General features: G+C 46.1%; 23 protein-coding genes. 8 read left to right on the forward strand and 15 right to left on the reverse strand.

The genetic code is table 11. The annotated features are described in order from the left end of the window. Positions 1-29: 29 nt before the first annotated feature. Both D2910_RS10500 and nfsA read right to left on the reverse strand, forming a co-directional pair. Complete coding sequence (locus D2910_RS10500) at positions 30-644, reverse strand: NAD(P)-dependent oxidoreductase (protein ID WP_117313459.1); 615 nt, start codon at positions 642-644, stop codon at positions 30-32. Positions 645-664: 20 nt separating this feature from the next. After that, entirely contained in the window at positions 665-1,396 is a 732-nt protein-coding gene (nfsA, locus tag D2910_RS10505) for an oxygen-insensitive NADPH nitroreductase (protein WP_101802154.1), read from the reverse strand. 104 nt (positions 1,397-1,500) lie between these two features. Between nfsA and D2910_RS10510 the strand changes: the two genes are divergently transcribed. Together D2910_RS10510 and D2910_RS10515 are read left to right on the forward strand one after the other, a co-directional pair. After that, complete coding sequence (locus D2910_RS10510) at positions 1,501-2,058, forward strand: M15 family metallopeptidase (protein WP_084243128.1); 558 nt, start codon at positions 1,501-1,503, stop codon at positions 2,056-2,058. 57 nt (positions 2,059-2,115) lie between these two features. Then, on the forward strand, positions 2,116-2,694 hold the full coding sequence (locus D2910_RS10515; protein WP_117313460.1) for a hypothetical protein: 579 nt from the start codon (positions 2,116-2,118) through the stop codon (positions 2,692-2,694). Positions 2,695-2,740: 46 nt separating this feature from the next. Here D2910_RS10515 and D2910_RS10520 read toward each other — a convergent pair whose 3' ends face one another. Together D2910_RS10520 and D2910_RS10525 are read right to left on the reverse strand one after the other, a co-directional pair. Then, positions 2,741-4,039, reverse strand: a complete 1,299-nt coding sequence (locus D2910_RS10520) for an ABC transporter permease (protein WP_117313461.1) — start codon at positions 4,037-4,039, stop codon at positions 2,741-2,743. Then, positions 4,029-4,727 carry an ABC transporter ATP-binding protein gene (locus tag D2910_RS10525; RefSeq protein ID WP_117313462.1) on the reverse strand — a complete coding sequence of 233 codons (699 nt, stop codon included), beginning with the start codon at positions 4,725-4,727 and terminating at the stop codon, positions 4,029-4,031. The genes D2910_RS10520 and D2910_RS10525 overlap by 11 nt, the downstream gene beginning before the upstream one ends. 219 nt (positions 4,728-4,946) lie before the next feature. Here D2910_RS10525 and D2910_RS10530 point away from each other — a divergent pair, with 219 nt between their 5' ends. From D2910_RS10530 to D2910_RS10550, 5 genes are all read left to right on the forward strand, one after another. Continuing rightward, on the forward strand, positions 4,947-5,993 hold the full coding sequence (locus D2910_RS10530) for a bifunctional glycosyltransferase family 2/GtrA family protein (protein WP_117313463.1): 1,047 nt from the start codon (positions 4,947-4,949) through the stop codon (positions 5,991-5,993). Positions 5,994-6,147: 154 nt separating this feature from the next. Then, positions 6,148-6,969, forward strand: coding sequence for an STAS domain-containing protein (locus D2910_RS10535; protein WP_117313464.1), 822 nt, complete (start codon positions 6,148-6,150; stop codon positions 6,967-6,969). A 156-nt stretch (positions 6,970-7,125) separates the two neighbouring features. Then, positions 7,126-7,950: an amino acid ABC transporter substrate-binding protein gene (locus tag D2910_RS10540; RefSeq protein WP_117313465.1), complete on the forward strand. Its 825-nt coding sequence runs from the start codon at positions 7,126-7,128 to the stop codon at positions 7,948-7,950. Further along, on the forward strand, positions 7,937-8,641 hold the full coding sequence (locus tag D2910_RS10545) for an amino acid ABC transporter permease (RefSeq protein ID WP_084243135.1): 705 nt from the start codon (positions 7,937-7,939) through the stop codon (positions 8,639-8,641). Before D2910_RS10540 ends, D2910_RS10545 begins: the two co-directional genes overlap by 14 nt. A 35-nt stretch (positions 8,642-8,676) precedes the next feature. Further along, on the forward strand, positions 8,677-9,426 hold the full coding sequence (locus tag D2910_RS10550) for an amino acid ABC transporter ATP-binding protein (RefSeq protein WP_084243136.1): 750 nt from the start codon (positions 8,677-8,679) through the stop codon (positions 9,424-9,426). A gap of 377 nt (positions 9,427-9,803) precedes the next feature. Here D2910_RS10550 and D2910_RS10555 read toward each other — a convergent pair whose 3' ends face one another. The 9 genes from D2910_RS10555 to D2910_RS10595 all read right to left on the reverse strand — a co-directional run bounded on the left by D2910_RS10555 (position 9,804) and on the right by D2910_RS10595 (position 19,777). Beyond that, positions 9,804-10,583 (reverse strand): SurA N-terminal domain-containing protein, encoded by a 780-nt coding sequence (locus D2910_RS10555; protein WP_117313466.1) that lies wholly within the window; start codon positions 10,581-10,583, stop codon positions 9,804-9,806. A gap of 129 nt (positions 10,584-10,712) precedes the next feature. Beyond that, positions 10,713-11,708: a GNAT family N-acetyltransferase gene (locus D2910_RS10560; protein WP_117313467.1), complete on the reverse strand. Its 996-nt coding sequence runs from the start codon at positions 11,706-11,708 to the stop codon at positions 10,713-10,715. Positions 11,709-11,722: 14 nt separating this feature from the next. Further along, on the reverse strand, positions 11,723-12,376 hold the full coding sequence (locus D2910_RS10565) for a Dph6-related ATP pyrophosphatase (protein ID WP_117313468.1): 654 nt from the start codon (positions 12,374-12,376) through the stop codon (positions 11,723-11,725). Positions 12,377-12,498: 122 nt separating this feature from the next. Further along, complete coding sequence (fumC, locus tag D2910_RS10570; protein ID WP_101802165.1) at positions 12,499-13,881, reverse strand: class II fumarate hydratase; 1,383 nt, start codon at positions 13,879-13,881, stop codon at positions 12,499-12,501. A 257-nt stretch (positions 13,882-14,138) separates the two neighbouring features. Beyond that, positions 14,139-15,632: a UDP-N-acetylmuramoyl-L-alanyl-D-glutamate--2,6-diaminopimelate ligase gene (locus D2910_RS10575; RefSeq protein WP_117313469.1), complete on the reverse strand. Its 1,494-nt coding sequence runs from the start codon at positions 15,630-15,632 to the stop codon at positions 14,139-14,141. A 279-nt stretch (positions 15,633-15,911) separates the two neighbouring features. Beyond that, positions 15,912-17,426 carry a flotillin family protein gene (locus tag D2910_RS10580; protein WP_117313470.1) on the reverse strand — a complete coding sequence of 505 codons (1,515 nt, stop codon included), beginning with the start codon at positions 17,424-17,426 and terminating at the stop codon, positions 15,912-15,914. Between the two features lie 20 nt (positions 17,427-17,446). Next, entirely contained in the window at positions 17,447-17,986 is a 540-nt protein-coding gene (locus D2910_RS10585; protein WP_101802168.1) for an NfeD family membrane protein, read from the reverse strand. Between the two features lie 440 nt (positions 17,987-18,426). Continuing rightward, positions 18,427-19,140: a hypothetical protein gene (locus D2910_RS10590; protein ID WP_084243144.1), complete on the reverse strand. Its 714-nt coding sequence runs from the start codon at positions 19,138-19,140 to the stop codon at positions 18,427-18,429. Between the two features lie 127 nt (positions 19,141-19,267). Then, positions 19,268-19,777, reverse strand: a complete 510-nt coding sequence (locus D2910_RS10595; RefSeq protein ID WP_117313471.1) for a P-loop NTPase family protein — start codon at positions 19,775-19,777, stop codon at positions 19,268-19,270. 228 nt (positions 19,778-20,005) lie between these two features. On the opposite strand from D2910_RS10595, the gene D2910_RS10600 reads away from it, so the two are divergent. After that, positions 20,006-20,206 (forward strand): cold-shock protein, encoded by a 201-nt coding sequence (locus tag D2910_RS10600; protein WP_006830093.1) that lies wholly within the window; start codon positions 20,006-20,008, stop codon positions 20,204-20,206. A gap of 297 nt (positions 20,207-20,503) precedes the next feature. Here the strand turns inward: D2910_RS10600 and D2910_RS10605 are convergent, their stop codons facing one another. Further along, positions 20,504-22,156, reverse strand: a complete 1,653-nt coding sequence (locus D2910_RS10605; protein ID WP_117313472.1) for a serine hydrolase — start codon at positions 22,154-22,156, stop codon at positions 20,504-20,506. A 96-nt stretch (positions 22,157-22,252) separates the two neighbouring features. Next, entirely contained in the window at positions 22,253-23,284 is a 1,032-nt protein-coding gene (locus tag D2910_RS10610; protein WP_117313473.1) for a P-loop NTPase family protein, read from the reverse strand. Between the last annotated feature and the right edge of the window lie 225 nt (positions 23,285-23,509).

The following is a 23,509-nucleotide window of genomic DNA, read 5'->3' on the forward strand; positions in this document are numbered from 1 at the left end:
CAGCCCGAAATTTCCAGGCTGTTCCCTTATCAATAAGCTATACCGACACGGCTCCGGACAAAAGTGGATTCCTCCAATTGCCGATAAGCGAATTCACCGGTGTCGCCCGTGCTGATTTCCTTGCCGCCTTCAGGCAGAAAGTCTTTCTCGACGCGGTAGCCGCCTTTCGCTTCGCCGTCCGGAAGATATGTCGGACAAACGATGGTCCATTCAAGATTCGACTGCTCCAGCAGGCGGAAAGCTTTTTCGTGCTCTTCGGCCGCAAAAGTCATTTTGCGGTTCGAGTCGCCGCCCTGGTAGCGGAGTTTTCCATCCTCAAGCCGGCTGTCCAGGATGCCTGCTGTACCGATTGTGATAATCCGTTTGATGCCGTGACGTTCCATCGATTCGATGATGAACGGCAAAGCATCGGTCAAAGTGGTCGTCTTATCTGTTCCCAATGCGCTGAAGACCGCATCCGCCCCCGTTATCACGCGTTCAATGTCTTTTCCTTCCCTTACATTGCCGAATACAGTTTCAAGGTTCGGGTGTTTGTCGAGTTTAGGAGAACGCTGCAGCGCCGTAACTTGGTGCCCGTCCGCCAAAGCGCGTTTCAGGATTTCACTTCCGACTCTGCCTGTTGCTCCAAATATCGCCAGTTTCATCGTATCGCCCTCCTTGCAGATTATTTAAAACTATACCCTTTTCTCGCCAATACTTCTTTAATATCCGGACGGTGCGGTTTATTCAAGAAGTTGGCCATTTGCTGCGACCAAGTTGCCGTCTTCTGATTGGAACCGCGGCTGCCGTAATATTCCTCGATGCTCTTGTCGTATTCAGGCAAAATCGTTTCGTATTTCTTCTCATCATAATCATTTTCATGAAGAATCGCTTCCACCGGCAAGCGCGGTTTCACGCCATTGCTTTCATTCGGTATGCCGACCGTCAAACCGTAGACAGGGAACACGCCTTCCGGCAAACCGACCAGCTCGCTGATGGCTTCCATGTTATTGCGGACGCCGCCGATATAGCAGATGCCGTAGCCTTTCGATTCCGCTGCAAGTGCCAAATTTTGTGCCAGTAAACCTACATCCGTCACAGCGACCAGCAGGTTTTCAGCCTGGTCGAATACAATCGATTCCCCTTGCATTTCAACGGCATGCTTCAAACGGTTGTAATCCGCGCACATCAGGAACACCGCACCGGCGCCTTCCATTTGCTTCGGATTTTTCGAGAGCTCACCAAGCTTCCGGCGTTTCTCCGGATCTGTCACCCAAACCACTGAATAAGCCTGGACAAAATGTGAAGTTGCCGCGTATTGCGCCGCTCCGATCAGCTCTTCCACTTCTTCTCTTGTTAATTGTTTTTCTTTATAATCACGCACTGAAGCATGCGATTTCATCAACTCGATCACCATATGTATTCCTCCTTAACATTATTGCTTCTATCGTACCAAATTCTTTCCGAGGATACTGTTCCAACGATTTTTGATAAAATAAAATCTATAAGAGGTGATGGATAGTGAAAAACGCAAAAACCGCATTTACAATACTTTTTCTTTTACTGCTTGGCGGTTTTTTGTTTATTTGGATTCAGCGGGAAATTGAGTTCCGTGAAGAACTGGAATCCAGGCCATTGCCTGATTCTCTCCATCCTATAGTAGCTGAAAAGAGCCGTGAACTGGTGGATGCCGCCGAAGAGATCGGCATCGATATCGTCATCACAGACGGCTTCCGTTCGTTCGAGGAACAGGACGCCCTCCACCAGCAGGGGCGGACATCAGACGGCAATATCGTAACTTACGCGGAGCCCGGCGAATCTTATCATAATTACGGGTTGGCCATCGATTTCGCTTTGAAGCTCGATGACGGTTCAGTCGTCTGGGATATTGAACGCGACGACAACGGCAACAGCCGGTCCGATTGGTTCGAAGTGGCGGAAATCGGCAAAGAGCTCGGCTTTGACTGGGGCGGGGATTGGAACCGCTTCAAGGATTACCCCCATCTCGAAATGCCTTTCGGATTATCGATTCGCGAGCTGCAGAAAGGCTGGCGTCCGGAAGATACGATGGAAAAATGAGTGTAACTCTTTCCCCCGCCACTACGTCTTCTTCAGTAAAGAGGGGGTGACGTTTCAATGAAAAGACTTTTACATTTCCTGTTGCTGCTGTTAACCCTGCTGCTTGCTGCATGTGGAACAGCGGAAGAACCTGCAAATGGAGATTCATCTGCAAGTGTTGAGGACTATACAGTCAAAGCCACCGAAGCTGAAGCAACCGAAGGAGATTTCATTTACCGCCTGGTTTCTGAAAAAGAAGAATACGCGAGCGGTGGTCCTGTCGAGCTTTATGCTGAACTGGAATATATCGGCGATCTGGAGACCATCGACATTTTCCATGCCGCTTCCCCTTTCTACTTTCCCATGGAAGAAAAGACACGTAGTTATGAAATACATTACGGAATGGAAGAACCTTTGATAACGACAACCCTGACGAAAGGGGAGCCTCTTCGTGAAAAGTATTCCGGCAGCGGCGGCTACAGTGACCAGGATGACGATGCGTATATCGAGTTCACCAAAAATATAATGAATAAGCAGTTTCTAGAGGGCTATTATGTTGTTGAAGGCTATGCCGATTTTTATACAGAACCTCCCGAGAATGGTCAACCAAATTACAAACTACAGGCAGAAATCGATTTCAAGGTAGTCGACAAATAGTGAAGAGCGCGCTCCCGACCGGGAGCGCGCTCTTCTTTTTATGGCATTACATTTCCTGTCTCAAAGCCTGAATGATATCGATCTGCGTCGCTTTTCGTGCCGGACGCCAGCCTGATACCATCGCCACCCCGATGCTGATAGCGGATGCAATTACAACCAGTTGCCATGGAATTGTAGAGATGACAATCGATATTCCGGCAGCATCCTCTTCTCCCAGCGAACTCAAAATAATGATCGGTACCAGCCAGTTCGCAAGCACACTGATACCGTATGAAATAACCACCGCCAATGCCGTACCAATCAGACCGATGGCCGCACTTTCCATGAGGAATAGTTTGCGGATCAGCTTCGGCTGTGCACCGATTGCTTTCATCACACCGATTTCGCGTGTGCGTTCCGTTACTGCCATTGTCATCGTATTGAAAATACCGATGGAAGCGATCAGAACCGCAATGGTGCCTACAAAAATGAGACCAGCTTTCAATGCGGTAAAGAAGACATTCATCGTCCCTAACTCTTCCGTTACGGAATAGACGTAAAAACCGTCTTCTTTCAAAGCATCTGTGATTCCCCCGACATTCTGTAATTCGTCAGCATAAACCAGGATATTCTTAAAGCCTTTCTCCAGTCCCAATTCTTCATTGAATATCGGCGCCCATGAACTGTCTGCATAAATAGCAACATCTGTCATCCAATCCTTTGCCGGTTCTTTGGCAATGCCTGTTACGACAAACTCCCACGTTGACGATTCCGTTCTTTCTTCGCCTTCATTCAAGAATGGCGTCAATTCCAATTCAACAGTCTGGCCAATGAGGCTGCCGGCAAATCCCTCGACCTCTTCGCCGTTCGCTTCCTTTTCCATTTCCGCTTCTGTCAGCAATCGTTCGGCCATATGATAGCCTACTACGACTTCTCCAGCTTTAGCCGGCATCTTCCCTTCAGAAAGAGCAAAGCCCGCTTTTTGTTCTTCTTCCATACTGGATAGCACAACTTGCGAATATGTACTGCGATTGCCAATCATAATTTCCGCTTCCGCTTCAGGCTGGTTGCGCTCCACCACCGCTATGACATGTTCCATCCCTTTGATCTGCTGAAGTTCAGCATCTGGTATGTCGGCCGGAGCAAGTTCTGTGTCCCCATCCGTTTTACCGGCAACTTCAATTTGTGTCACCATATTATTATCCAGGACATCATCCGTGATGGTCTGGTGCAGCCCAAAACCGACGGAGGCCAGGACGATCAGAAAAGCGCAGCCCATTGTCGCAGCCAGAATCGTTGTAGCGACACGCAGTTTATTGCGTTTCATATGCTGTCTGATAAAGTCGATCTGATCTTTAAACTGCATGGCGCTGCTCCCCTTTCACTAATTCGCCGTCGTGCAGACGGTATTGACGGTCAGCCACCGCGGCCACTTCTTCGTCGTGTGTGATGATGACGAACGTCAAACCCAGTTTTTTATTCAACGATTGAATCAGCAATAAAATCTCTTTTTCCGTTTCCGAATCCAAACTTCCGGTCGGCTCATCAGCCAGGATGATCGGCGCATCCGTTATTAATGCTCTTGCAATACTGACCCGCTGCTGCTGTCCGCCGGAAAGTTCGTTCGGATAATGGCCGGCCACTTGATCGAGCCCCACTTTCTCAAGCAGTTTCTGTACTTTCATTTTGCGTTCCGTTTCTGCCATCCCTTTTATTTTCAGGGGCAATTCAACGTTTTCGAAAGCGTTCAGTCCGGGCATCAACTGGAAATTCTGAAAGATGAAACCGAAATTCGCCAATCGGAAGCTCGCTTGTTCCGCTTCCTTCAGAGCCGCTGTTTCCTGTCCGTTAACTACGACAGAGCCTTTTTCCGGAGACATGAAGCCCGCCAGTATATGGAGCAAAGTCGATTTTCCCGAGCCGCTTTTACCGAGGATGGCGACAATTTCCCCTTTTCCTATTTCCAGTGTGACACTTTTTAACACTGGCACATGCCGTTCGTTCCCTTTTTTGCCGATTTTAAAATGATGCTGTAAATCCTTTATTTTTATCATTCTTTATTCCCCTTTCCCTGATAACATTAGTATAGGAATAAAATCTTAATAATTATGAAGCAGGTTTATGAAGATTTCCTTAAGATGCTGTGTGAAAGCGCCGCTGCTTGGGTATTCTTATATATATGCACTTATAATCAGCGCTATACTTAACCGTAAGGACGATTCATAAATTGGGGTATTCCCTGCAAATCAGCAGGACCGGAAAGGAGGTCATACATGAATCAATTCGCTATTATTATTCCAGCATACAAACCAGATCAAAAATGCCTGAATACCGTCGAGAAAATCATCGACACCGGCTTCGACCGGGTCATCATCGTCGATGACGGCAGCGGAACAGAATACAAACATATTTTCAATTCACTCGAAACATTTGAAGAAGTGACGGTCCTAAAACACGCCGTCAATAAAGGAAAGGGCCGCGCCTTGAAAACCGCTTTCCGATACATACTCACCAATCAATTTCCTTTCGAAGCCGTCATAACTGCGGATGCGGATGGCCAGCATCTGGCGAGTGATATGGTGAAACTGTCTGAACAACTGCTGGAAACGCCAGATAAAGTTGTACTTGGCGCCCGTGATTTCAGCAAAAAGGAAATTCCGTTCAGGAGCCGGTTCGGCAATCGCTTTACGCGATTATTGTTCAGGCTGTCGACCGGCACCGTCCTCACTGATACACAAACCGGTTTAAGGGGCATTCCGGTTAAATACCTGTCGCAATTATTGGAGGTCAAAGGTGAACGTTTTGAATACGAAATGAATATGCTTGCCTCTTTGCGGAAAAATGAGGTCGAGGTAACAGAAGTAACGATTGAAACCGTTTATATCGACGACAATAAGTCGTCGCATTTCAACCCTTTGCGTGACTCCTATCATATTTATAAGATTTTCATTTTCTATGGTTTATCAGGCGGAGCTTCTTTTGTGCTCGATATCGGCTTATATTGGATATTCATCCAGCTGCTGCGGGAACCTGCCCCCATTCTTTTCATCATCATGGCAACAATTGCAGCACGAATCCTGTCCTCCTTATTCAATTACTACATCAACCGGAATAAAGTCTTTAAGCAGGGATCCAGGAAATCATTGATCCGTTATTTCGCTTTAGCCGCATTCATCATGCTCACTTCAGCCGGTTCTGTACATTTGTTATACGCAGAATGGCTCGGACGCGGAGAAGTGATTTTAAAAATACTGGTGGATACAATCCTCTTTATATTCGGATTTGTAGCTCAGCGTGCCTGGGTGTTCCGTAAGGAATGAGTTGACAGTTTCCATATCCCCGGACAGAAAAGAACTTTTCTGTCCGGGTTTTTTACGCCTCAACAAATCGACAGGAAAGTTTCCTGAATGAAGCCCATTTTTTACATTATTAGGCTATACTTGAAATATGAATTCAAGTAAAGGTGTGAAGGGTATGTCAAATGTCGATCAGTTTTCTTCATATATCTCTGAAAACGCCCATTCCATTTCAAGAGAAATAGTCGAATATGTGGTAGACCACTGCAAGCCGTTGATATCAGACGAAGAAAAAGAGATGGCTTTATCCATGTATGTAAAGCTTTTGGACTTTTACAGCGAATCGCTGAAAAACAAAGACGAAAACTTTATACCAGACCATTTAATCGAATGGAGTAAAAACAACGCTCAAATGCAAGTAAGCAATGGGGGAAAACTTTCTGATATCATTGTGCGCTATCCCCTGACCCGCGATGTAGCTACAGAAATAGTGATCCGCATAAGCCTTGAAATTGGCCTTACTACCGTTGATACAGCGACTGTATTAAAAGGGATCAACCAGATACTTGATGTCAGCCTCAACGAAACTGTCTTTGCATTCGAACAGCTGTCCGAACAAGCGAAACAGGAATTGCAGGAAGAACTGATTTCATTATCAGCCCCGATCGTTCCTGTCCACGATGAAGTGGTAGTCATCCCTTTGATCGGTTATATTGACGAAGACAGAGCCGCTTTCATCATGGACTCGGTGATTCCTCAGATTGCCGAGATGAATGTCGATTATGTGATTCTGGATTTCTCCGGTGTGATGACCATTAATGGGCACGTCGCGGAATCACTTCACCAGATTGGCAGCGTCTTTCGGATAATGGGGATAAATATCATCATTACCGGTCTGCGACCCGAGCTCGTGCAAGTCGCCATCAGCAGCAATATCAGAATTTCATCCGCCTATGCTTTCAGCACTGTCAAACAGGCGCTAGAAAACATCGGAAAATAATAGAGATTGATCAGCTTCTCCTAACAGGAGGAGCTTTTTGTTATTTTTTTTGCTTTTTGAAGAATCTTTAATTGAGCGGAACAGAACAAGATGCTATACTCAAACAGCAAAACTTTTAATGCCGACAAAAACTATAAGAATTAGGGGAGATAAATCATGAAGAAATCACTTATATTTATTTTGATGTTGCTTGGAGCAGTTCTTTTACTTGCTGCATGCGGAGATTCGTCAGAGGACACCACTACTGAAGAGAACCCGGAAACTGCCGGTTCTTCCGAAGATTTATTGGCGAAAGTACAAGAAGAAGGCAAATTGGTTATTGGGACTGAAGGAACTTACCCTCCATTCACTTTCCACGACGATTCCGGCGAATTGACAGGCTTCGATGTTGAAATAGCACGTGAAGTGGCTGAACGCCTTGGCGTTGAAGCGGAATTCCTTGAAACACAATGGGATGGAATGTTCGCAGGTCTCGATTCCGGAAGATTTGATATGGTGGCAAACCAAGTCGGTATCCGCGAAGACCGCCTGGAAAGCTATGATTTTTCAGATCCATACATCACTTCAGCAGCTGTCCTAGTGACCAGCGAAGATGAAACAGAAATCACATCATTTGAAGATTTGGAAGGCAAAACATCAGCCCAGTCACTGACCAGCAACTATGCCGATATTGCAAAAGAATACGGTGCTGAACTGACAGGTGTTGAAGGGTTCAACCAAGCCATCGAATTATTGGTATCAGATCGTGTCGATGCAACAGTAAACGACAAAATTTCTGTGCTGGACTTCATGAATCAGCGTCCGGATGCACCAATCCAAATTGCTGATGAATCAGATGAAGCTTCACAAAGCGGACTGCAATTCAGAAAAGACAGCGGCGCAATCGTAGATGAAGTGAACAAAGCACTTGCAGATATGATCGAAGACGGCACGTACGACGAAATTTCACAGAAATGGTTTGGCGAAAATGTACTTGAATAGTATTTTCACAAATCCCGAGAGATTGGAACGGTTACTGGACATTGCCCAGTCATCGTTCCTTCCTTTGTTGGAGGGAGCTATCCAGTACACGATTCCTTTGACTTTGATTTCATTTACAATCGGACTTATTTTGGCTACATTGACGGCATTGGCACGAATATCCACTGTAAAGTTCTTTCAGATCATCGCGCGGATTTACGTTTCCATCATCCGGGGCACACCTCTATTGGTTCAATTATCCATTCTGTTCTACGGCCTTCCGACAGTCGGCATTACACTGGAGCCTTTCACGGCAGCCATTCTCGGATTTTCGCTGAACGTTGGAGCATATGCTTCCGAAGTCATACGGGCGGCAATCCTGTCGATTCCGAAAGGCCAATGGGAAGCCGCCAATACAATCGGCATGTCCTATAGCCAGGCGCTGAAGCGGATTATCCTTCCGCAGGCGTCGCGCGTATCCATTCCACCGCTGTCGAACACATTCATCAGTTTGGTAAAAGATACGTCTCTTGCTTCGTTCATCCTTGTGACAGAGATGTTCCGCCGTGCACAGGAAATTGCCGCTTTCAACTACGAATTCCTGCTGCTGTATTCACAGGCCGGCCTCCTTTACTGGATTTTCTGTTTCCTTCTGTCGTTAGTACAGGGACGCCTGGAGAATCGTTTTGACCGTTATGTATCGAAAGCTTAATGTATGTACCCTATAAATTCAGAAAGGAGATTCCTATGATTGCCATAAATAACCTGCATAAAAGCTTCGGGGACCTCGAAGTTTTGAAAGGCATAGACCTCAACGTAGAAAAGGGCCAGGCTGTTGTTGTCATCGGTCCTTCGGGTTCCGGCAAGACAACATTTCTTCGCTGCCTGAATATCCTGGAAACGCCTACCGCTGGAACAGTGGCGATTGACGGCCATATGGCTGATTTCTCGAAATCTTTGCCCAAGAAACAGATAATGGAGTTCAGAAAACAATCCGCTATGGTGTTTCAGCATTATAACCTCTTTCCACATATGACCGCCTTGGAAAATGTCATGGAAGGCCCTGTCACCGTCCAGAAAATCGACCGTGCGGAAGCACGTGCGAAAGCGGAAGAGTTGCTGACAAAAGTCGGTCTGAAAGAAAAAATGAATGAATATCCTTTCCAGCTTTCCGGCGGACAGCAGCAGCGTGTCGGCATTGCCCGCGCGTTGGCGCTCGAGCCGAAAGTGATGCTGTTTGATGAACCGACTTCAGCGCTCGATCCGGAACTCGTCGGAGAAGTGCTGCAAGTAATGAAAGAATTGGCTCTCGAAGGCATGACGATGGTCGTTGTCACGCACGAGATGCGCTTTGCTAAAGGCGTGGCGGATGAAGTCCTGTTCATGGATGCGGGCCGCATCATTGAGCGCGGCACGCCACAGCAGATCTTTGACCACCCGAAAGAAGAGCGGACAAAACAATTTTTGAACCTCATCCAAAATGCCGATACCATCTAAATACAGAACGACAAAAAGAACCAGGTCCCGTTTGGGGGCCTGGTTCTCAAATTTGGTGAGAAACGTCACCTGCTGCTGCACTTTATCTCAATGGTAACGTATGAATATCCTTCTCACAAAACCAAAATAATTAGACTACTTCTTTATAGAAAGCGATTCTGAGATATGAAGCAAAACAGCGAAGACTCCCAGGTGGATAGGGGGAAAAACCGTGCTCCTGCATCGCTCCGCTGCTTCGTCGCAAAGACTTGTCCTCGCTAGCTTCGGCCAATGTCTTCGAAGCTGTTTTGCGCAATATCGATTGTTTACATTTATCTTTTTCTCAACGAACTGAAGAACCAGGTTCCCGCTACGGAAACCTGGTTCTCTTTTTCTTATTAAATGTTAATCGTAACTTCCGCGCCTTCGCGCAGTTCAGCCACTAATGCCTGAACCGCTTCGTTCTCTTTTTGCTGCAGAAGCTGTGCTTCCAGCTCTGTTTTGATGTCTTCAAGCGGCGGCACTTCTTCGCCGCCCATTTCTTCCTGCTGTGCTTTCACTTGATCATAGAACTCCTGAAGTTCTTCTTCTGAAACTTCAGTGTCTCCTGTTTCTTCAGCAATCAATTTATCCACTTTCACTTGTGAAGCAACTTGTTCTCTGACTTCTTCCTCCGAAAGATCCTGCTCTTCAAGAGCAGCTAAAAACTCTTCCGATGACGCCATGCCATTCTGTTCTGCCAAAGTAGTCAAGGTTTCATCGACTTCTTCTTCAGAAGCTTCGATTCCACGGTTTTCCGTTTCCTGAACCAGCAGCTTCTGGCTGACCAGACTTTCGGCAATCTGCTCTTTCAATTGCGCCTGATCAACTTCCTGACCGGACATTTGTGCCTGCATAGCCATTTGCTGGAACTGGCCGACGTATGCCGTTTCAAACTCCTCTTTTCCGATCTCTTCACCGTTTACTTCAGCGACAACATCAGGAATGCCTTCCAAATCAGGTTCCGGCATTTCCGGCTGTTCAGCCGTTTCACCATTTTCTTCAGCTGCCTGCTCTTCTGTTGCTTGTTCCTCTGTTGCAGTTTCTTCTTCATTTGTATTTTCATCCGCATTGCCGCATGCCGCCGTCACAAGGACTGAAACACCGATCAATAGGCTCAAAAGCATTTTCTTAGTCAAAATTCATTCCCCTTTCAATCATAATGGACGTAATTGTATCACATACAGGCTCTAAGTAAACTGAAAACCCTTGTGACCACTATGCTTTGAGGGGCGAATGATTATCGGGTACATACTTTTTCTTACTTGTCAGTCCCCATGCGCCCAGGCAATCCGCGGATCTATTTTACGGGACATCCTGATCATGAAAGGTTCAAATCCAAGCTGCGGCCAGAAATAGGAAGCAATTTGGTTCGGTGTATGCCAATCCGCGTAGAGGTAATCGAAACCTTCTTTTTTCATTTCTTCAAAACAATGATTGGCAAGTACACGGCCAATCCCTTTGCCCCGCATGTCGGGGTTAGTGGAGGCTGCCGGCAATACCGCACAATTTGGCGGCGCAGACAGGCTGGTCCCGTCTTCTTTCCGGAAATACACATGGAAACCGGCAACGCGTTCACCCAGTTCCGCGATCCATAGAAATGCCTCTTTATCTTCAGACAAATCCATATAGCTTCGTTTGATGTTTTCCATCGTTTCTTTAGTAATCGGATGCCAGGAGGGAGCAGCAGCCTGATGGATGCTGTTCCATAGGGCCACTTTCTTAAGCAAAGGAGCATCCATCCGGCCGCCTCTGCGGATTGCCACTTTATCATGTTCAAGATTTTCTGGCGCTTCAAAATCCTCTAATTGGAGGATTGCGTATTTCTGTTCATAACTGAAGCCCTGCTCGAGCCATTGTTCCACCAAAGCCTGTTCTCCGAGCGGAATCATCAAGACATGCGTGAAGTAGCCATGCTGTATCCATTCGGCTCCGGCATCCGCATACAGCAGCCGCAGCAGGCTCGGATGTTCCTTATCACTGATTGCGACAGATTCATAGTTCATCAGTATATAACGTCCACGATCGGTATCTTCCTTGAATTCATAGAGCAGGTAGCCGATGACATCAATTCCACGCACAGCCACAATTCCGCTGACAAAAGGTTTATCAAGCTCTTTACGGATTACATTTTCTGCCTCATCGATTTCTTCAAATATCTGCGGCAAATATGGGAAGACCCTCCGCTCTTTCTCATGCCTTTTTGCCAATAAAGCCGACATCTGTCGAATGTGAATTTCTTCGACTCCCACAAATTGAATCATGGCCCCCACTCCTCTTATTGAAGTTTCACTTCCAGCACCCGATATTGACCTGCCTCTATCACTTCACCGAAAACCGCCGGAACCGCTTCGACGAAGATCGGTCCATCAACTATGACTGTATGGAATTCCCCTTCTTCACCACAGGCATCGATTCCGAGAGCCTCCAGCTCTTCAATCAATTCCAGCGTAAACTCCCTGCCAAGGAATTTCGGATCCATTCTCGCTGTATCCACCACCGTTATCACGGCTTTGAATCCTTCCGCAATCAATTCCTCCAGCAGATTCCTTCGAGGTTCTCCCCAAAGCGGATGGCTGACTTCGATATCCGCTTCATTACTTACTTTTTGCACCCAGGCCCTGTGATCTTCCAGATCGATATCACCGTATACGCCCATATCGATGCCTTCACTTTTAAAATTCTTTAAAAGGCTGATGAATTCCTTCTCATAATTATTCCAGTCTGCCTTACCGATTCTTAACGGCAGTCCCATCCGTTCTGCCTGCGCTTCCATGATCTCGAGCGGCAGGCCGTGCGATCTCGATTTTGATCCATCTTCCTCGAACATTGTCAGTAAAGCCACCGGCACATTCCCATCCAGCACAGCCCGGTAATATGCGAGCGCAGAATCCTTGCCACCGCTCCATGACATCAAAAAAGTTTTTTGCATAATGCACCTCTTCCGTAAATTCTTACCTGTTAATAAACTTCGACAATCGCGGAATAAACCCTTTCCACATCGCATAAACATAAAAAGCGGCCGGAAAAGATTCCGGCCACCCCAATTTCTACTTATTTCCCAACCATGTTTTCCGGTTTAACCCATTCGTCGAATTGCTCAGCTGTCAGATGTCCGCTCTTCACAGCAGATTCTTTCAATGTTGAGCCTTCGTTGTGGGCCTGCTTTGCAATTGCCGCCGCTTTTTCGTAACCGATATGCGGGTTCAATGAAGTCACGAGCATCAATGAATTATTCACATGGTTTTGGATAACATCAAGGTTCGCTTCGATGCCCACTGCGCAGTGGTCGTTAAAGCTGACAAGGCTGTCTGCCAGCAAACGGACCGATTGCAGGAAGTTATAGGCGATGACCGGTTTAAACACGTTCAATTCGAAATTCCCCTGGCTGGCAGAGAAACCGATTGTCGCGTCATTACCCATCACCTGTGCCGCAACCATCGTCAACGCTTCACTTTGTGTCGGGTTAACTTTCCCAGGCATGATGGAGCTTCCTGGCTCGTTAGCTGGAATCGTAATTTCACCGATGCCGCTGCGTGGTCCGCTTGCCAACCAGCGTACGTCGTTGGCGATTTTCATCGCGTCTGCCGCAAGCGCTTTGATGGCTCCGTGCGCATAAACCATTTCATCATGGCTTGTCAGAGCGTGGAATTTATTTTCAGCTGAAGTGAACTCGGAACCAACCGCTTCCGCGATGAATTCTGCCACGTAACCGCCGAATTTCGGATCTGCGTTGATGCCGGTTCCGACCGCAGTACCACCGATAGCCAATTCGCGCATATAATTGACGCTTTCGCTGATCATGCGCTCACTTTTCTCGAGCATATGTTTCCAGCCGCTGATTTCCTGGCCCAATGTCAACGGTGTCGCATCCTGAAGATGCGTACGGCCGATTTTGATGATGTCATCGAATTTCTCCGATTTCTCAGCCAACGTGGCTTTCAATTTCTGAACAGCAGGGATCAATGTTTCGGTTACAGCCAATACGCCCGCAACGTGCATTGCCGTCGGATAAGTGTCGTTTGAACTTTGGGACATGTTTACATCATCGTTTGGATGAAGTTTTTCTTCGGAATTCTGTTCCGCTAAAATTTCGTTTCCGCGGCGTGCCAGAACTTCATTCATGTTCATATTCGACTGCGTTCCGCTTCCTGTCTGCCAAACTACCAATGGGAAATGATCGTTCCATTTGCCTTCGATTACTTCGTTGGCTGCAGTTTCGATCGCTTTCATCTTCGCATCAGAAAGTTTTCCAAGTTTATGGTTAGCTTTCGCTGTCGCTTTTTTCAATTGGGCAAACGCAATTACCACTTCATGCGGCATACGCTCAGTACCGATTGCAAAGTTCTGGACACTGCGCTGTGTCTGAGCTCCCCACATTTTGTCGGCTTCAACCTGAATTTCACCAATGGTGTCTTTCTCTGTACGATATTGCATTCCATTCACTCCAATTCTTATGTCTAATTAAACCTTCTCTTCTATTAAACACAAAAAAACGTGAAAAAGCGACTTCTGTATAAGAAAAGTCGCTTTAAGTCGTATGAAAAAAATATGTTTTAACAACTGATATTACACAAACCAGCTTTAAACACCTTTGCTCCTGTCTCTGCATCGCTGCGCTAGCTTCGAGACATGAAAGTGCGTTGCATCGCTACGCTGCTTCGTCGCAAAGACATTGATCTCGCAGGCTTCGATCAATGTTTTTGCTGCAAAAAGAATTCCTCGATAATCTCTTCATCCGAATGCGGGATATATTCACCTTTAATAATTTGCGCACCATTGATGCAACCGCTGGATAACAGGACGATGTCATCCGGTCCGCTCGCTTTCAGCGCTTCTATTACAGCATCCCTACGCGAAGGAGCCGTCACCACTTCCTGTTTATAAGGGATTGTAAAACCTTGTACCACAGCTTCCACCACTTCGTTTGGATCATTGTATCCCGGATGGTCCACCGTTACGACGATCGTATCCGCTTTGCCTTCCGAAGCTTTCGCCATTTTCGGCATCTTGGAAAAATCCCGGATTCCAATACCCGCAATCATCGCAATAAGTTTGCGATGCGGCAGTTTTTTCGCTTCCTTCAGCACCAGATCGATAGCAACCGGTGTATGGGCATAGTCGAGGATAATTTTTCTGCCCTCAGGTCCGGCAAGCACTTGGAAACGCCCTTCCACTTGAGGCATATCAGGTAAAACTGCCAATATTTCATCGATGGTCTTGCCTGCCAATAAAGCAGCGGCAATCGCCGCAGCCAGGTTTCCGGCATTATACTCACCAAAAATGGGAACCTGGACTTGCCGCGAAATGCCTTGATAGATCAAATCGAAAGCCAGTCCGGCGTCCAATGTCCTGCAATTCCCCCAGATCAGGTCTGCTCCCGAATTCGGGTCAGCACTGTAGGTAAGACAAGGATACTGTACAATCTCCAATATCTCCCGAGACATGCCGGCATCATCCAGATTTACGACAGCAGACTTCGCCTGCTTGAAAAGTTCCAGTTTTGATTGGAGATAATGAGTGAAAGTTTTATGGTATTCCATATGCTCCTCAGAAATATTCGTGTGGATTGCTACGTCAAAGATGATTCCTTCCACCCTTTTTTGGTCCAGGGCAATAGAAGAAACTTCCATTGCAGCAGCCACATCTCCTTGGGCATCAAGCTGCGAAAAGATATTATGTATGTCAGAAGAGATCGGTGTAGTCGGGGTGCTTTTCTTATAGGCAAGCTTGCCCGTTGATGACCAAATCCCAGTTGTGCCTAAAAATCCGCAAGGCAAGTCCAATAAGTTAAAAAGGCTGTAAACAAACGTGGCTGTTGTTGTTTTACCATTTGTCCCTGTAACACCCACCTTGATCAACCGGTCCTGTGAATTGCCATAAAAGTAATTGGAGATATGCGCCATGGCCACTTTTGAATTTTCCACCTCTAAAAATGTCACATGTGGAGACATTGCGGAATGATGGTCCAATATTTCTTTATTCGTGCCAATAATGGCGCATGCACCATTTCCGATGGCTTCTTCAATATATAAGTGGCCGTCCGTATTTTCTCCGGTCACGCAAAAGAAAGCGGATCCTTTTTTCGTCTCCACTGAATTATAAACGATTGAAGTGATTTCCTGTGATTCTGGTCCGCTTACGGAAAGAGGCGTCAGATGAGGTATTTCTGTAAATTGTATGTTCATAGGGTGCTCCTTAAAAAAATGTTTTTATCACGAAATTATCATTTAAAAGATATTACCATCAAATTCTACCACCCTAATTAAATCTACAAAATGACAGAGAAGCAACAATCCAGCATAAATGATAATTTCATACTATATCGTCTATCTTTTCCCGCTCAGCGGTTCTCTGAAACCAAAAACCAGCCACAAAAAGCAAAAGCTTTTTGTGGCTGGTTTATAATGGAAATATTCAATGTAACTATTTTCCTTGCATACAAATTAATGTATGTGAAATTGTATTTACTTAACAGGTGTTTCTTTTTCCGCCAACTCATAGCGTAATTGTTCAATTGTAGCTGCATAGTCAGATTTGCCGCTCATATTCTCGAGCATCTCACGGACATCGATGCCGGAAGATTCCTTCAGCGTCTCCTGAAGTGATGACATCAGGTTCGTTGCGTAAGACGTCACTTTATTGGCGCCGCCGCCTTCACCGCTTCCAGTGTCCACAACTGTAATTTTATCGATGTTTGAAAGTGGACTGGCAATCTGTTTGGCATATTCCGGCAGCATCTTCACGATCATATCGAGGGTAGCGGCCTGGCCGTACATTTCGAACGCTTCTGCAATTTTACGCTTCGCTTCAGCTTCGGCAAGACCTTTCAGACGGATGACATCCGCTTCCGACTCACCTTGTGCCCGCTGTGAATCAGCTTTCGCCATACCATCCAGCCGGACTTTCTCTGCATCAGCTTTCGCCATCGCTTCCACACGGTACTTCTGGCCATCAGCATCTGCAAGCTGTTTCGACTTCTCAGCTTCGGCTGCCTGCTCCACAGCGTAACGGTCAGCATCCGCTTTCTTCTTCACTTCCGAGTCGTATTGGCGCTCACGGCGCTGAATTTCTTTCTCTTCCAACTCAATCTGCTTCTGGCGTTCGATAATGCGGATCTGCATTTCCTGTTCGACCACTTCCTGTTTCGAACGCGCTGTTTCCAGTTCATACGCCTGATCGGCACGGGCTTTTGCACTGTCCTGCTCACGCCGGTATTCTGCCACTTTCAACTGATTCTCTTTTTCTGCTTCGGCGATTTCAGTCGCACGCTGAATCTCCGCACGCTGCGCTTCTTTGCCGGCTTCAGCACGTTTAATGCGTGTTTCCATTTCCGATTCGGCGGTAGAAATATCCGCATCCCGTTTCACTTGTGCAATGCGCGCTTTCCCCAATGAATCCAGATAGCCGTTTTTATCGCGTACATCTTTAATGGTGAACGATACGATGATCAAGCCCATTTTCGCCAAATCATGCGACGCTACACGCTGCACTTCCTGCGAGAACTTATCACGGTTCTTATAAATTTCTTCTACTGTCATCGATCCAAGAATCGAACGAAGATGCCCTTCCAGAACTTCTTTCGCTTCATTTTCCCGGTCTTCTTTGGATTTCCCTAAAAACTGCTCGGCAGCTGTCGCGATTTCAGAAATGGAACCGCCGATTTTGATGATTGCCGTACCATCCGCCATAACCGGAACACCTTGCTCCGTATAAACTTCCGGTGTCGTCACTTCTAATTTGCTGGATAGTAAGCTGAGCGGTGCCGCTTGCTGAAACACCGGCAGCAGGAACGTGCCTCCGCCTCTGATAATCTTGATGCGATTGCCTGAATCGTCAGTATGTACATTTTTCGATCCCAGATAACTTCCCGTTACAATCAATGCTTCGTCCGGGCCTACTGTTTTGTATTTCGTGACATAAACTCCGATCAGCGCCAGTAATATAGCTGCCACTACTCCAATAGCGATCCACACTTCCATTCTGATTCCCCCTGGTTTTTCTATTTTTTATTTCTTAATACAAAAGGCTCGTATTCCCTGACATAAAGCGTGCCGTCAGCGATTTCAATGATCAGCACCTGTTCATCCTGCGCAATCGGCTCGTTATCGTACCCGGCCGCCCGTTTCGAAATCATGCCGCTGTATGTTTCCAGCACCACTTCGCCGTAACCGTCGACAGGAATCGGTATAATCACCCGCGCCACTTGGCCGAGAAGCGATTCTTCAGTATAGGCGATTGAAGATTCCGCAGACTTCAACGGCAATAACACAAAGAAATAAAGAAGGAAATCCAGCACTGCGGCTGCTGTCGCTGAAATCAGGATGATACTGGCACTATTGAGTCCACCCGCTTTTTCAAGCACGAAAGCGGTGGCGAAAAACAAAGTGAAGAATGCCAGGAGGACAGCTGGATTCAATAACGGAAGCCCTTCACCGGCATCTGCCATATCGCCGAACAGCACATACAATAAAGTTAGCCCTGCCGCAATCAGCAAGCCGTACATATAAATTTGCTCCACTCCAACACCAAACAATTCCATCCCAATACCTCCCATTCCCGGTAGCTCTTTTCCATCTTATCTTATATACGGTAAAAAGGGCGTGAAGTTTCAGAATTATTTATTATTTTTACTTTAATAATTAGAAATATTAAAACCGATATTCCGCGAAACAGCTCCGCTTTCCTGGGGGCTTGCGCTAAGCTAACTCGGACTCGTTCCACTTCGCCCGAGTGGATCTCAGCACTACGCTCGAACCGGAGTTGAAAAATCAACTCCGGTTCTACTCCCCTGGGAGTCTTCGCTGTTTAGCTTCATATCTCTAATTACTTTCTATAATAGAGAAAGTTTAAATACAATATTCGTTTTAAAAGTAATCATTTCACTTCTTCAAGGTTATAAAATGAAGCGGAAAGCATCCGCCTAGAGCTTAATAGTTAGAGAAATAAAAGTTCTCTAGACTCTAAAAAAACCCATCCTATTTAAAGAATGGGTTTTACAAATTGGATTTCATGGAAACCGTTTTTCATTTGAAAGTTGATGCCCACATACCCGGCATCGAATAATTGATGCTGCCTGGTGAAGTCGTCCAGTTTGGCTGCCGCATATTCCTCGTAGCTCATTGAAGGATTCTCCAGGTCTTTTACACAGACATAGCGTTCTTTATTGCCATACTTCTCAGTCAAGGCACCGATGTACATGTCCTGCGTGAATTTGTCTTTCAGGCTCGGAATGTTCATCGGGGCGACGGTGCAGCAGACATACCTGAAGTTCCCCGGAAGTTTCGGCAGTTCTTTCATGATGACATCCGCCAGTTTCTGCTGCAGACGATTCCCCCTGAAAGCAGGCAGCACAGCCGAAATCTCCTGATAAATCACTCTTGGCAATTCTTCTTCAGCCAGGCCGATATCGTAGCCAAGATGCTCTTCATCGATTTCAGGGATCAGCAATGCGCGGAAACCGATCAATCTATCTTCCGCATAGGCACCAACCATCAAGCCGCGTTCATTGAGGATAAAAAGGAATTCTTCTGTCGATAAAGGCTGTAAAGCTGTTTTTTCCGGCATCGCCGCAACCACTGCTTCCTGTACTTCTTCAATAGCCGGCAGATCTTCAAGATAAAGCCGTTTCATGTGCAGAGGCAGTTTTTTCCGAAGAACCTGGTGAGTGATAGTACCTTCATATAAAACTTTCATCTCCGCTCCCCCAACCGTTCAGATTTGTACTTTTATGATACCATTTAATTTTTTCTATGTAAGTGAATATTTTAATTTTTACGGCAAATTAGATAATAATTTGATATCCACTTCTCTAAACAGGTATCTATTTCAAGAAACCGTCTATCTGCTTTTGTGTTTGCAGAATTATCGACTGGCGGTCAGGTCCTCGGCCAACAAAATCTTTAGCCCGTTGCCTCATCTCAATTTTTCTGTCTGCATACGTAGTGATGATGAACTTCAAAAACTCTTTGTCCATCTTTTCTGGGCAGCCCTCCGCCATATCAGGGCGGGTCTTTCCGTAGTGCAGCACCCACCGTTTCAATGCTCGGTAGAGACAGACCCTCAGCGGCAGCTCCAAATAAATGAACGTATCCGCTTCCGCCAGCCGGATTTCCATGGAACTGGCATAGTTCCCTTCAATGATCCAGCTGTCTCCTTGAACAAGCTGACGCTGCTTGTCCCTGAATTCCTCCGTATCCCTTTCCACCCATCCCGCTTTCCAATAATAAGAATCCAGATGATGCACAGGCATTTCAAGCTTTTCCCCCAGCTTTCTTGCAAATGTGGATTTTCCGGCACCCGCTGAAACCCCGCACACAATGATTTTCTTCATCTTGCCACCCCTTTCCCCTCTATCATTCTACCAGTATAATTAAATATAAGATTTTAAGCCCGAGACCCAATTTTTACATAAAGCTTGCATTTTTAATATACCCGTGTTATTCTAAGGAAGAATTATTTTTGTTCGGATAACTTTTAAAAAGTGTCAGATGTTCATCTGCAAGATTTGAGCAAGGATAGTAATACAATGTATGCTTACGCATACGAGGAGGAAACACACATGGAACAAGGTAAAGTAAAATGGTTTAACTCAGAAAAAGGATTCGGCTTCATCGAAAGAGAAGGCGGCGACGATGTATTCGTACATTTCTCAGCAATCCAAAGCGAAGGCTTCAAGTCTCTTGACGAAGGCCAAGAAGTAACGTTTGATATCGAGCAAGGCCAACGCGGTCTTCAAGCTACTAACGTACAAAAAGCTTAATCTAAATATATTAATGGATTCTTCTTCGGAAGGATCCATTTTTTTATTTATTTTCCAAAAAAATTTTTAGCTCAGATTTTTATTCCATCGATCAGGGATCTAAAATACATTTTCAGAAAAACATTAATATCCATGACAAAACAAGAGGTGATCCAATTTATGCGGACCACCTCTTGTTTTTTTATCAATTCAGCATGAAATACAGCTGGAAAACCACGAAAATCAATACGGCTACGCCAATGGTGCCGAATATAATGGATAATGCCAGTTTTTTACCGCTCATGGACTTCTACTCCTTTACGATTGCCAGTTCATTTTTTCCTGTTCGATCAATCGGATAACATCATAGGCACCCGCGCTTTTATTCGATAATACCGTTAATGTGCTGCCGTTGGAAGGATAAAATCCTGAATGGAAACTGACGCCAGGGTCGTAGCCCATTACATGATATTTAAGAACTTCGCCTTCTTCTTTTTTTATCCAGACCCCATAGCCGTAATGGCTTTCTTCATCTGTTGCATGCACTTTCAGTAAATTGCGTGTCCCTTCCTCGGAAAGCAGGTTGAAATTCATTAATTCCTGCCAAAAAACTGACATGTCCGCCGCCGTCGTATACGCGCCGCCGTCAGCGCCGCCCTTGATCGGAATGGCGTATTGGTTGGTGCGCCATTCCGACCCTTCATCTATATAACCCGTTGCCGTTTCTGCCGGCAAGCGGTCCAATTGAAAATAACCCGATCGTTCCATGCCAGCGCGCTGAAAAATCCGTTCTTCAATTACATCCGTAAATTTTCTGCCGGTCAACTTCTCAACCACCATGCCGAGCGCAATAAAGCCAGCATTATTGTACTCGAAGTTTTCGCCCGGTTCAAACTTCATCGGCTTATCCTTGAATAAAGGAAGAAAGTCTCTCGTGTTTTTCATCCGATACATCGGCAGCTCCTGCCACAGTTCTTCAAAGTCATCCATGACGGACTCATCGAAATAATCCGGAATTCCCGACATATGCGTCAGCAATTGGTGGATGGTTACAGGAAAATTCGGGAAATCTTCAGGAAGCAGGTCAGACAGGACATCATCAAATGACAGTTTTCCGTCCTCGACCAATTGCGCAATTGCCACTGCGGTAAAAATTTTGCAGCCGGAAGCAATTCCGAAACGGGTATTCACTGCATTCGGCCGCGCATTTGCCCGTTCAGCCATACCCTTGGCTATCGCCCATTCCTCATCCGTTTTCAGCATGGCAGCTCCTGAGAACTCCATTTCCTCCAGACGGTCCGACAACGGATTTTCCGAAACCGCTGAACGGAAGTGCCCGCCGTCATCAATATCAATTTGACGGCCGTCCGTCAATTCTATCGACACCGGATGGACTTCACTCTTCTTCTTCGAGAAATACCAGGTTCTTTTCGGTGCAACGAGAAGGATGAACGCCGCTCCCTGCCCAAGAAAATTCAACGAAGCAGGGTCTATGCCTTTATTGCCGCGGACCGGAATATCCATATCTTCGATTTGTTTGCCGACTTCCGCTACATGCGCGGTCGTGATACTGACTTCACTGATATTCAGCAATGAATCCACCGTGAAGTTCCCCATTCTGTCGGTATTCCGGCGTCCGAGAAATTCAACGATATTTCCGGCGGGATCTTCAAAGTAAAATGCATCCGCATCGAAATTCGAGTAGTAGATTTCATCCATCCCTTCCTGGCGGTTCAACTCCACACGCGAACTTGCCCAGCCTTTGGCGAGAGTGAACTGATTGCCTGGTATGTTGAAAGCAAAGTGATAAAACGCCGGCCGATCGGATTCGCGGAATATGAGCTGGGATTCCCCGATTGCCAGCATAAAGCTGGATTCGTCTTCTTCAACAATCCGGAAACCCAATTGATATTCGTAAAAGCCTTTTACTTCGTTAAGCTTATTTGTATACAAAGTCACTTTCTTGAACATGTCATCACTCCTTGCTTCAAGCATACCTAAATTCTCCGTTTTTTTCCTCTTTTCCTGATTGTTTTTTGCATGAAAAAAAGGAGCGCCTGGGCTCCTTTATAATGATCCTATAAATTGAAGCTGCGCTACATCCTGTTCATCTGTCCGGCCATCCATTATGGCTGCAACATCCGACAGTGTCTGTTCAAGCGGCACTGTTTTCCCTGCTTGCCCTGTGAATTCTTCTGCTACATAAAACGGCTGGGTAAAATAGGCTTCCAGCCTTTCCCCTCTGCGGTAAGTCTCCACTTCAGCGGACGGCAGGCGTCCTTCGCCTTGCGACTGCACAATAGACCGCAGCTCACGGTAGCGCCGGAGTAAATTACGCGCACGTTGACGGAGTTGGAAATGCTGTTCATCCGCGTCTCTCTCATCAAGAATTGATGAAGCGGAATACAGCGGGCTGAGCGCTGGATATTGGTGGCGCGCAGCCAAATCAGCATCCAATTGCCACACTGTTTCAAGAGGACCGAATGGGAAATCATCGTCTGATACTTTGCCTGAAAGGTCGACCAGCAGAGTAGTGGTGCTGTCCTGATTACCCAATGCCTCCTGCAGCTCAAATAACAATCCGGAATCTACATGCTCTTTGTCGGTAACCAATACGGCCTGCTCCCCGAATCGGCGGATTGCTTCAAGTGTATCTTCAAGTCCGCGGGTGATTTGATCCGCCAGTTCAATCGTCCCTTCAAGTTCAGGATGCTCATCTGTCGGCGCCAGAAAAACCGTTTTTAGATCTGTTCCTTTAAAGCGATGCAGCAATTCTGCCAGTATCACTACCTGCCCCATGCCCGGACGAGCTACTAGTCCTGTTGTCCCGCCTTTTACCAATGGCGCAAAAAAATCCAATGCTTTAATCTTCGTTTCAATCATTTTCCTCTTCTCCCCCCGAATGATCAGGTCGTCGATTTTGCAATTAGCCAATTCCGCCAACCCTACCAACGTTTTCACTTCCGCTTTACCTAAATCAATTTTGCCGGTGCATAGATTTGAAACAGTAGCCGGGCGCATTCCCGCATTTTTGGCCGCAGTGGTCAAATTGGGGACACGCTTTCTGAGTAAACTGACATTTAATCTGATTTCTTCCATCCAATCCCTCCTTGTTACTTTATATAGTAAAATAAATTACTTTTAAATGCAATAAACATTACGTTTAAAAGTAAATATATTTTCTTTTAAATGTTTTTGAGGGAGGATAATGATTTTTATCGGCGATTTTCTGAGGTTTATCGGCGATTTTTTTGCTTTTATCGGCGATTTTTCATAGTTTATCAGCGATTTTTTGAGGTTTATCAGCGATTCTCTATTTATCGC

It is taken from the genome of Planomicrobium okeanokoites, assembly GCF_003428875.1.
GTDB classification, from domain to species: Bacteria; Bacillota; Bacilli; order Bacillales_A; family Planococcaceae; genus Planococcus; species Planococcus okeanokoites.

What these genes read in the sequence shown, in the direction of transcription:
- D2910_RS10530 (WP_117313463.1), top strand. Translation starts at nt 4,947, where the DNA reads ATGAATCAATTCGCTATTATTATTCCAGCATACAAACCAGATCAAAAA.
- D2910_RS10585 (WP_101802168.1), bottom strand. Translation starts at nt 17,986, where the DNA reads ATGGAATTGTTTGGTGTTGGAGTGGAGCAAATTTATATGTACGGCTTG.
- fumC (WP_101802165.1), bottom strand. Translation starts at nt 13,881, where the DNA reads ATGCAATATCGTACAGAGAAAGACACCATTGGTGAAATTCAGGTTGAA.
- D2910_RS10520 (WP_117313461.1), bottom strand. Translation starts at nt 4,039, where the DNA reads ATGCAGTTTAAAGATCAGATCGACTTTATCAGACAGCATATGAAACGC.
- D2910_RS10590 (WP_084243144.1), bottom strand. Translation starts at nt 19,140, where the DNA reads ATGAAAGTTTTATATGAAGGTACTATCACTCACCAGGTTCTTCGGAAA.
- D2910_RS10565 (WP_117313468.1), bottom strand. Translation starts at nt 12,376, where the DNA reads ATGCAAAAAACTTTTTTGATGTCATGGAGCGGTGGCAAGGATTCTGCG.
- D2910_RS10605 (WP_117313472.1), bottom strand. Translation starts at nt 22,156, where the DNA reads ATGTTCAAGAAAGTGACTTTGTATACAAATAAGCTTAACGAAGTAAAA.
- D2910_RS10525 (WP_117313462.1), bottom strand. Translation starts at nt 4,727, where the DNA reads ATGATAAAAATAAAGGATTTACAGCATCATTTTAAAATCGGCAAAAAA.
- D2910_RS10600 (WP_006830093.1), top strand. Translation starts at nt 20,006, where the DNA reads ATGGAACAAGGTAAAGTAAAATGGTTTAACTCAGAAAAAGGATTCGGC.
- D2910_RS10545 (WP_084243135.1), top strand. Translation starts at nt 7,937, where the DNA reads ATGTACTTGAATAGTATTTTCACAAATCCCGAGAGATTGGAACGGTTA.
- D2910_RS10575 (WP_117313469.1), bottom strand. Translation starts at nt 15,632, where the DNA reads ATGAACATACAATTTACAGAAATACCTCATCTGACGCCTCTTTCCGTA.
- D2910_RS10500 (WP_117313459.1), bottom strand. Translation starts at nt 644, where the DNA reads ATGAAACTGGCGATATTTGGAGCAACAGGCAGAGTCGGAAGTGAAATC.
- D2910_RS10595 (WP_117313471.1), bottom strand. Translation starts at nt 19,777, where the DNA reads ATGAAGAAAATCATTGTGTGCGGGGTTTCAGCGGGTGCCGGAAAATCC.
- D2910_RS10610 (WP_117313473.1), bottom strand. Translation starts at nt 23,284, where the DNA reads ATGGAAGAAATCAGATTAAATGTCAGTTTACTCAGAAAGCGTGTCCCC.
- D2910_RS10535 (WP_117313464.1), top strand. Translation starts at nt 6,148, where the DNA reads ATGTCAAATGTCGATCAGTTTTCTTCATATATCTCTGAAAACGCCCAT.
- D2910_RS10560 (WP_117313467.1), bottom strand. Translation starts at nt 11,708, where the DNA reads ATGATTCAATTTGTGGGAGTCGAAGAAATTCACATTCGACAGATGTCG.
- D2910_RS10515 (WP_117313460.1), top strand. Translation starts at nt 2,116, where the DNA reads ATGAAAAGACTTTTACATTTCCTGTTGCTGCTGTTAACCCTGCTGCTT.
- D2910_RS10540 (WP_117313465.1), top strand. Translation starts at nt 7,126, where the DNA reads ATGAAGAAATCACTTATATTTATTTTGATGTTGCTTGGAGCAGTTCTT.
- D2910_RS10580 (WP_117313470.1), bottom strand. Translation starts at nt 17,426, where the DNA reads ATGGAAGTGTGGATCGCTATTGGAGTAGTGGCAGCTATATTACTGGCG.
- nfsA (WP_101802154.1), bottom strand. Translation starts at nt 1,396, where the DNA reads ATGGTGATCGAGTTGATGAAATCGCATGCTTCAGTGCGTGATTATAAA.
- D2910_RS10550 (WP_084243136.1), top strand. Translation starts at nt 8,677, where the DNA reads ATGATTGCCATAAATAACCTGCATAAAAGCTTCGGGGACCTCGAAGTT.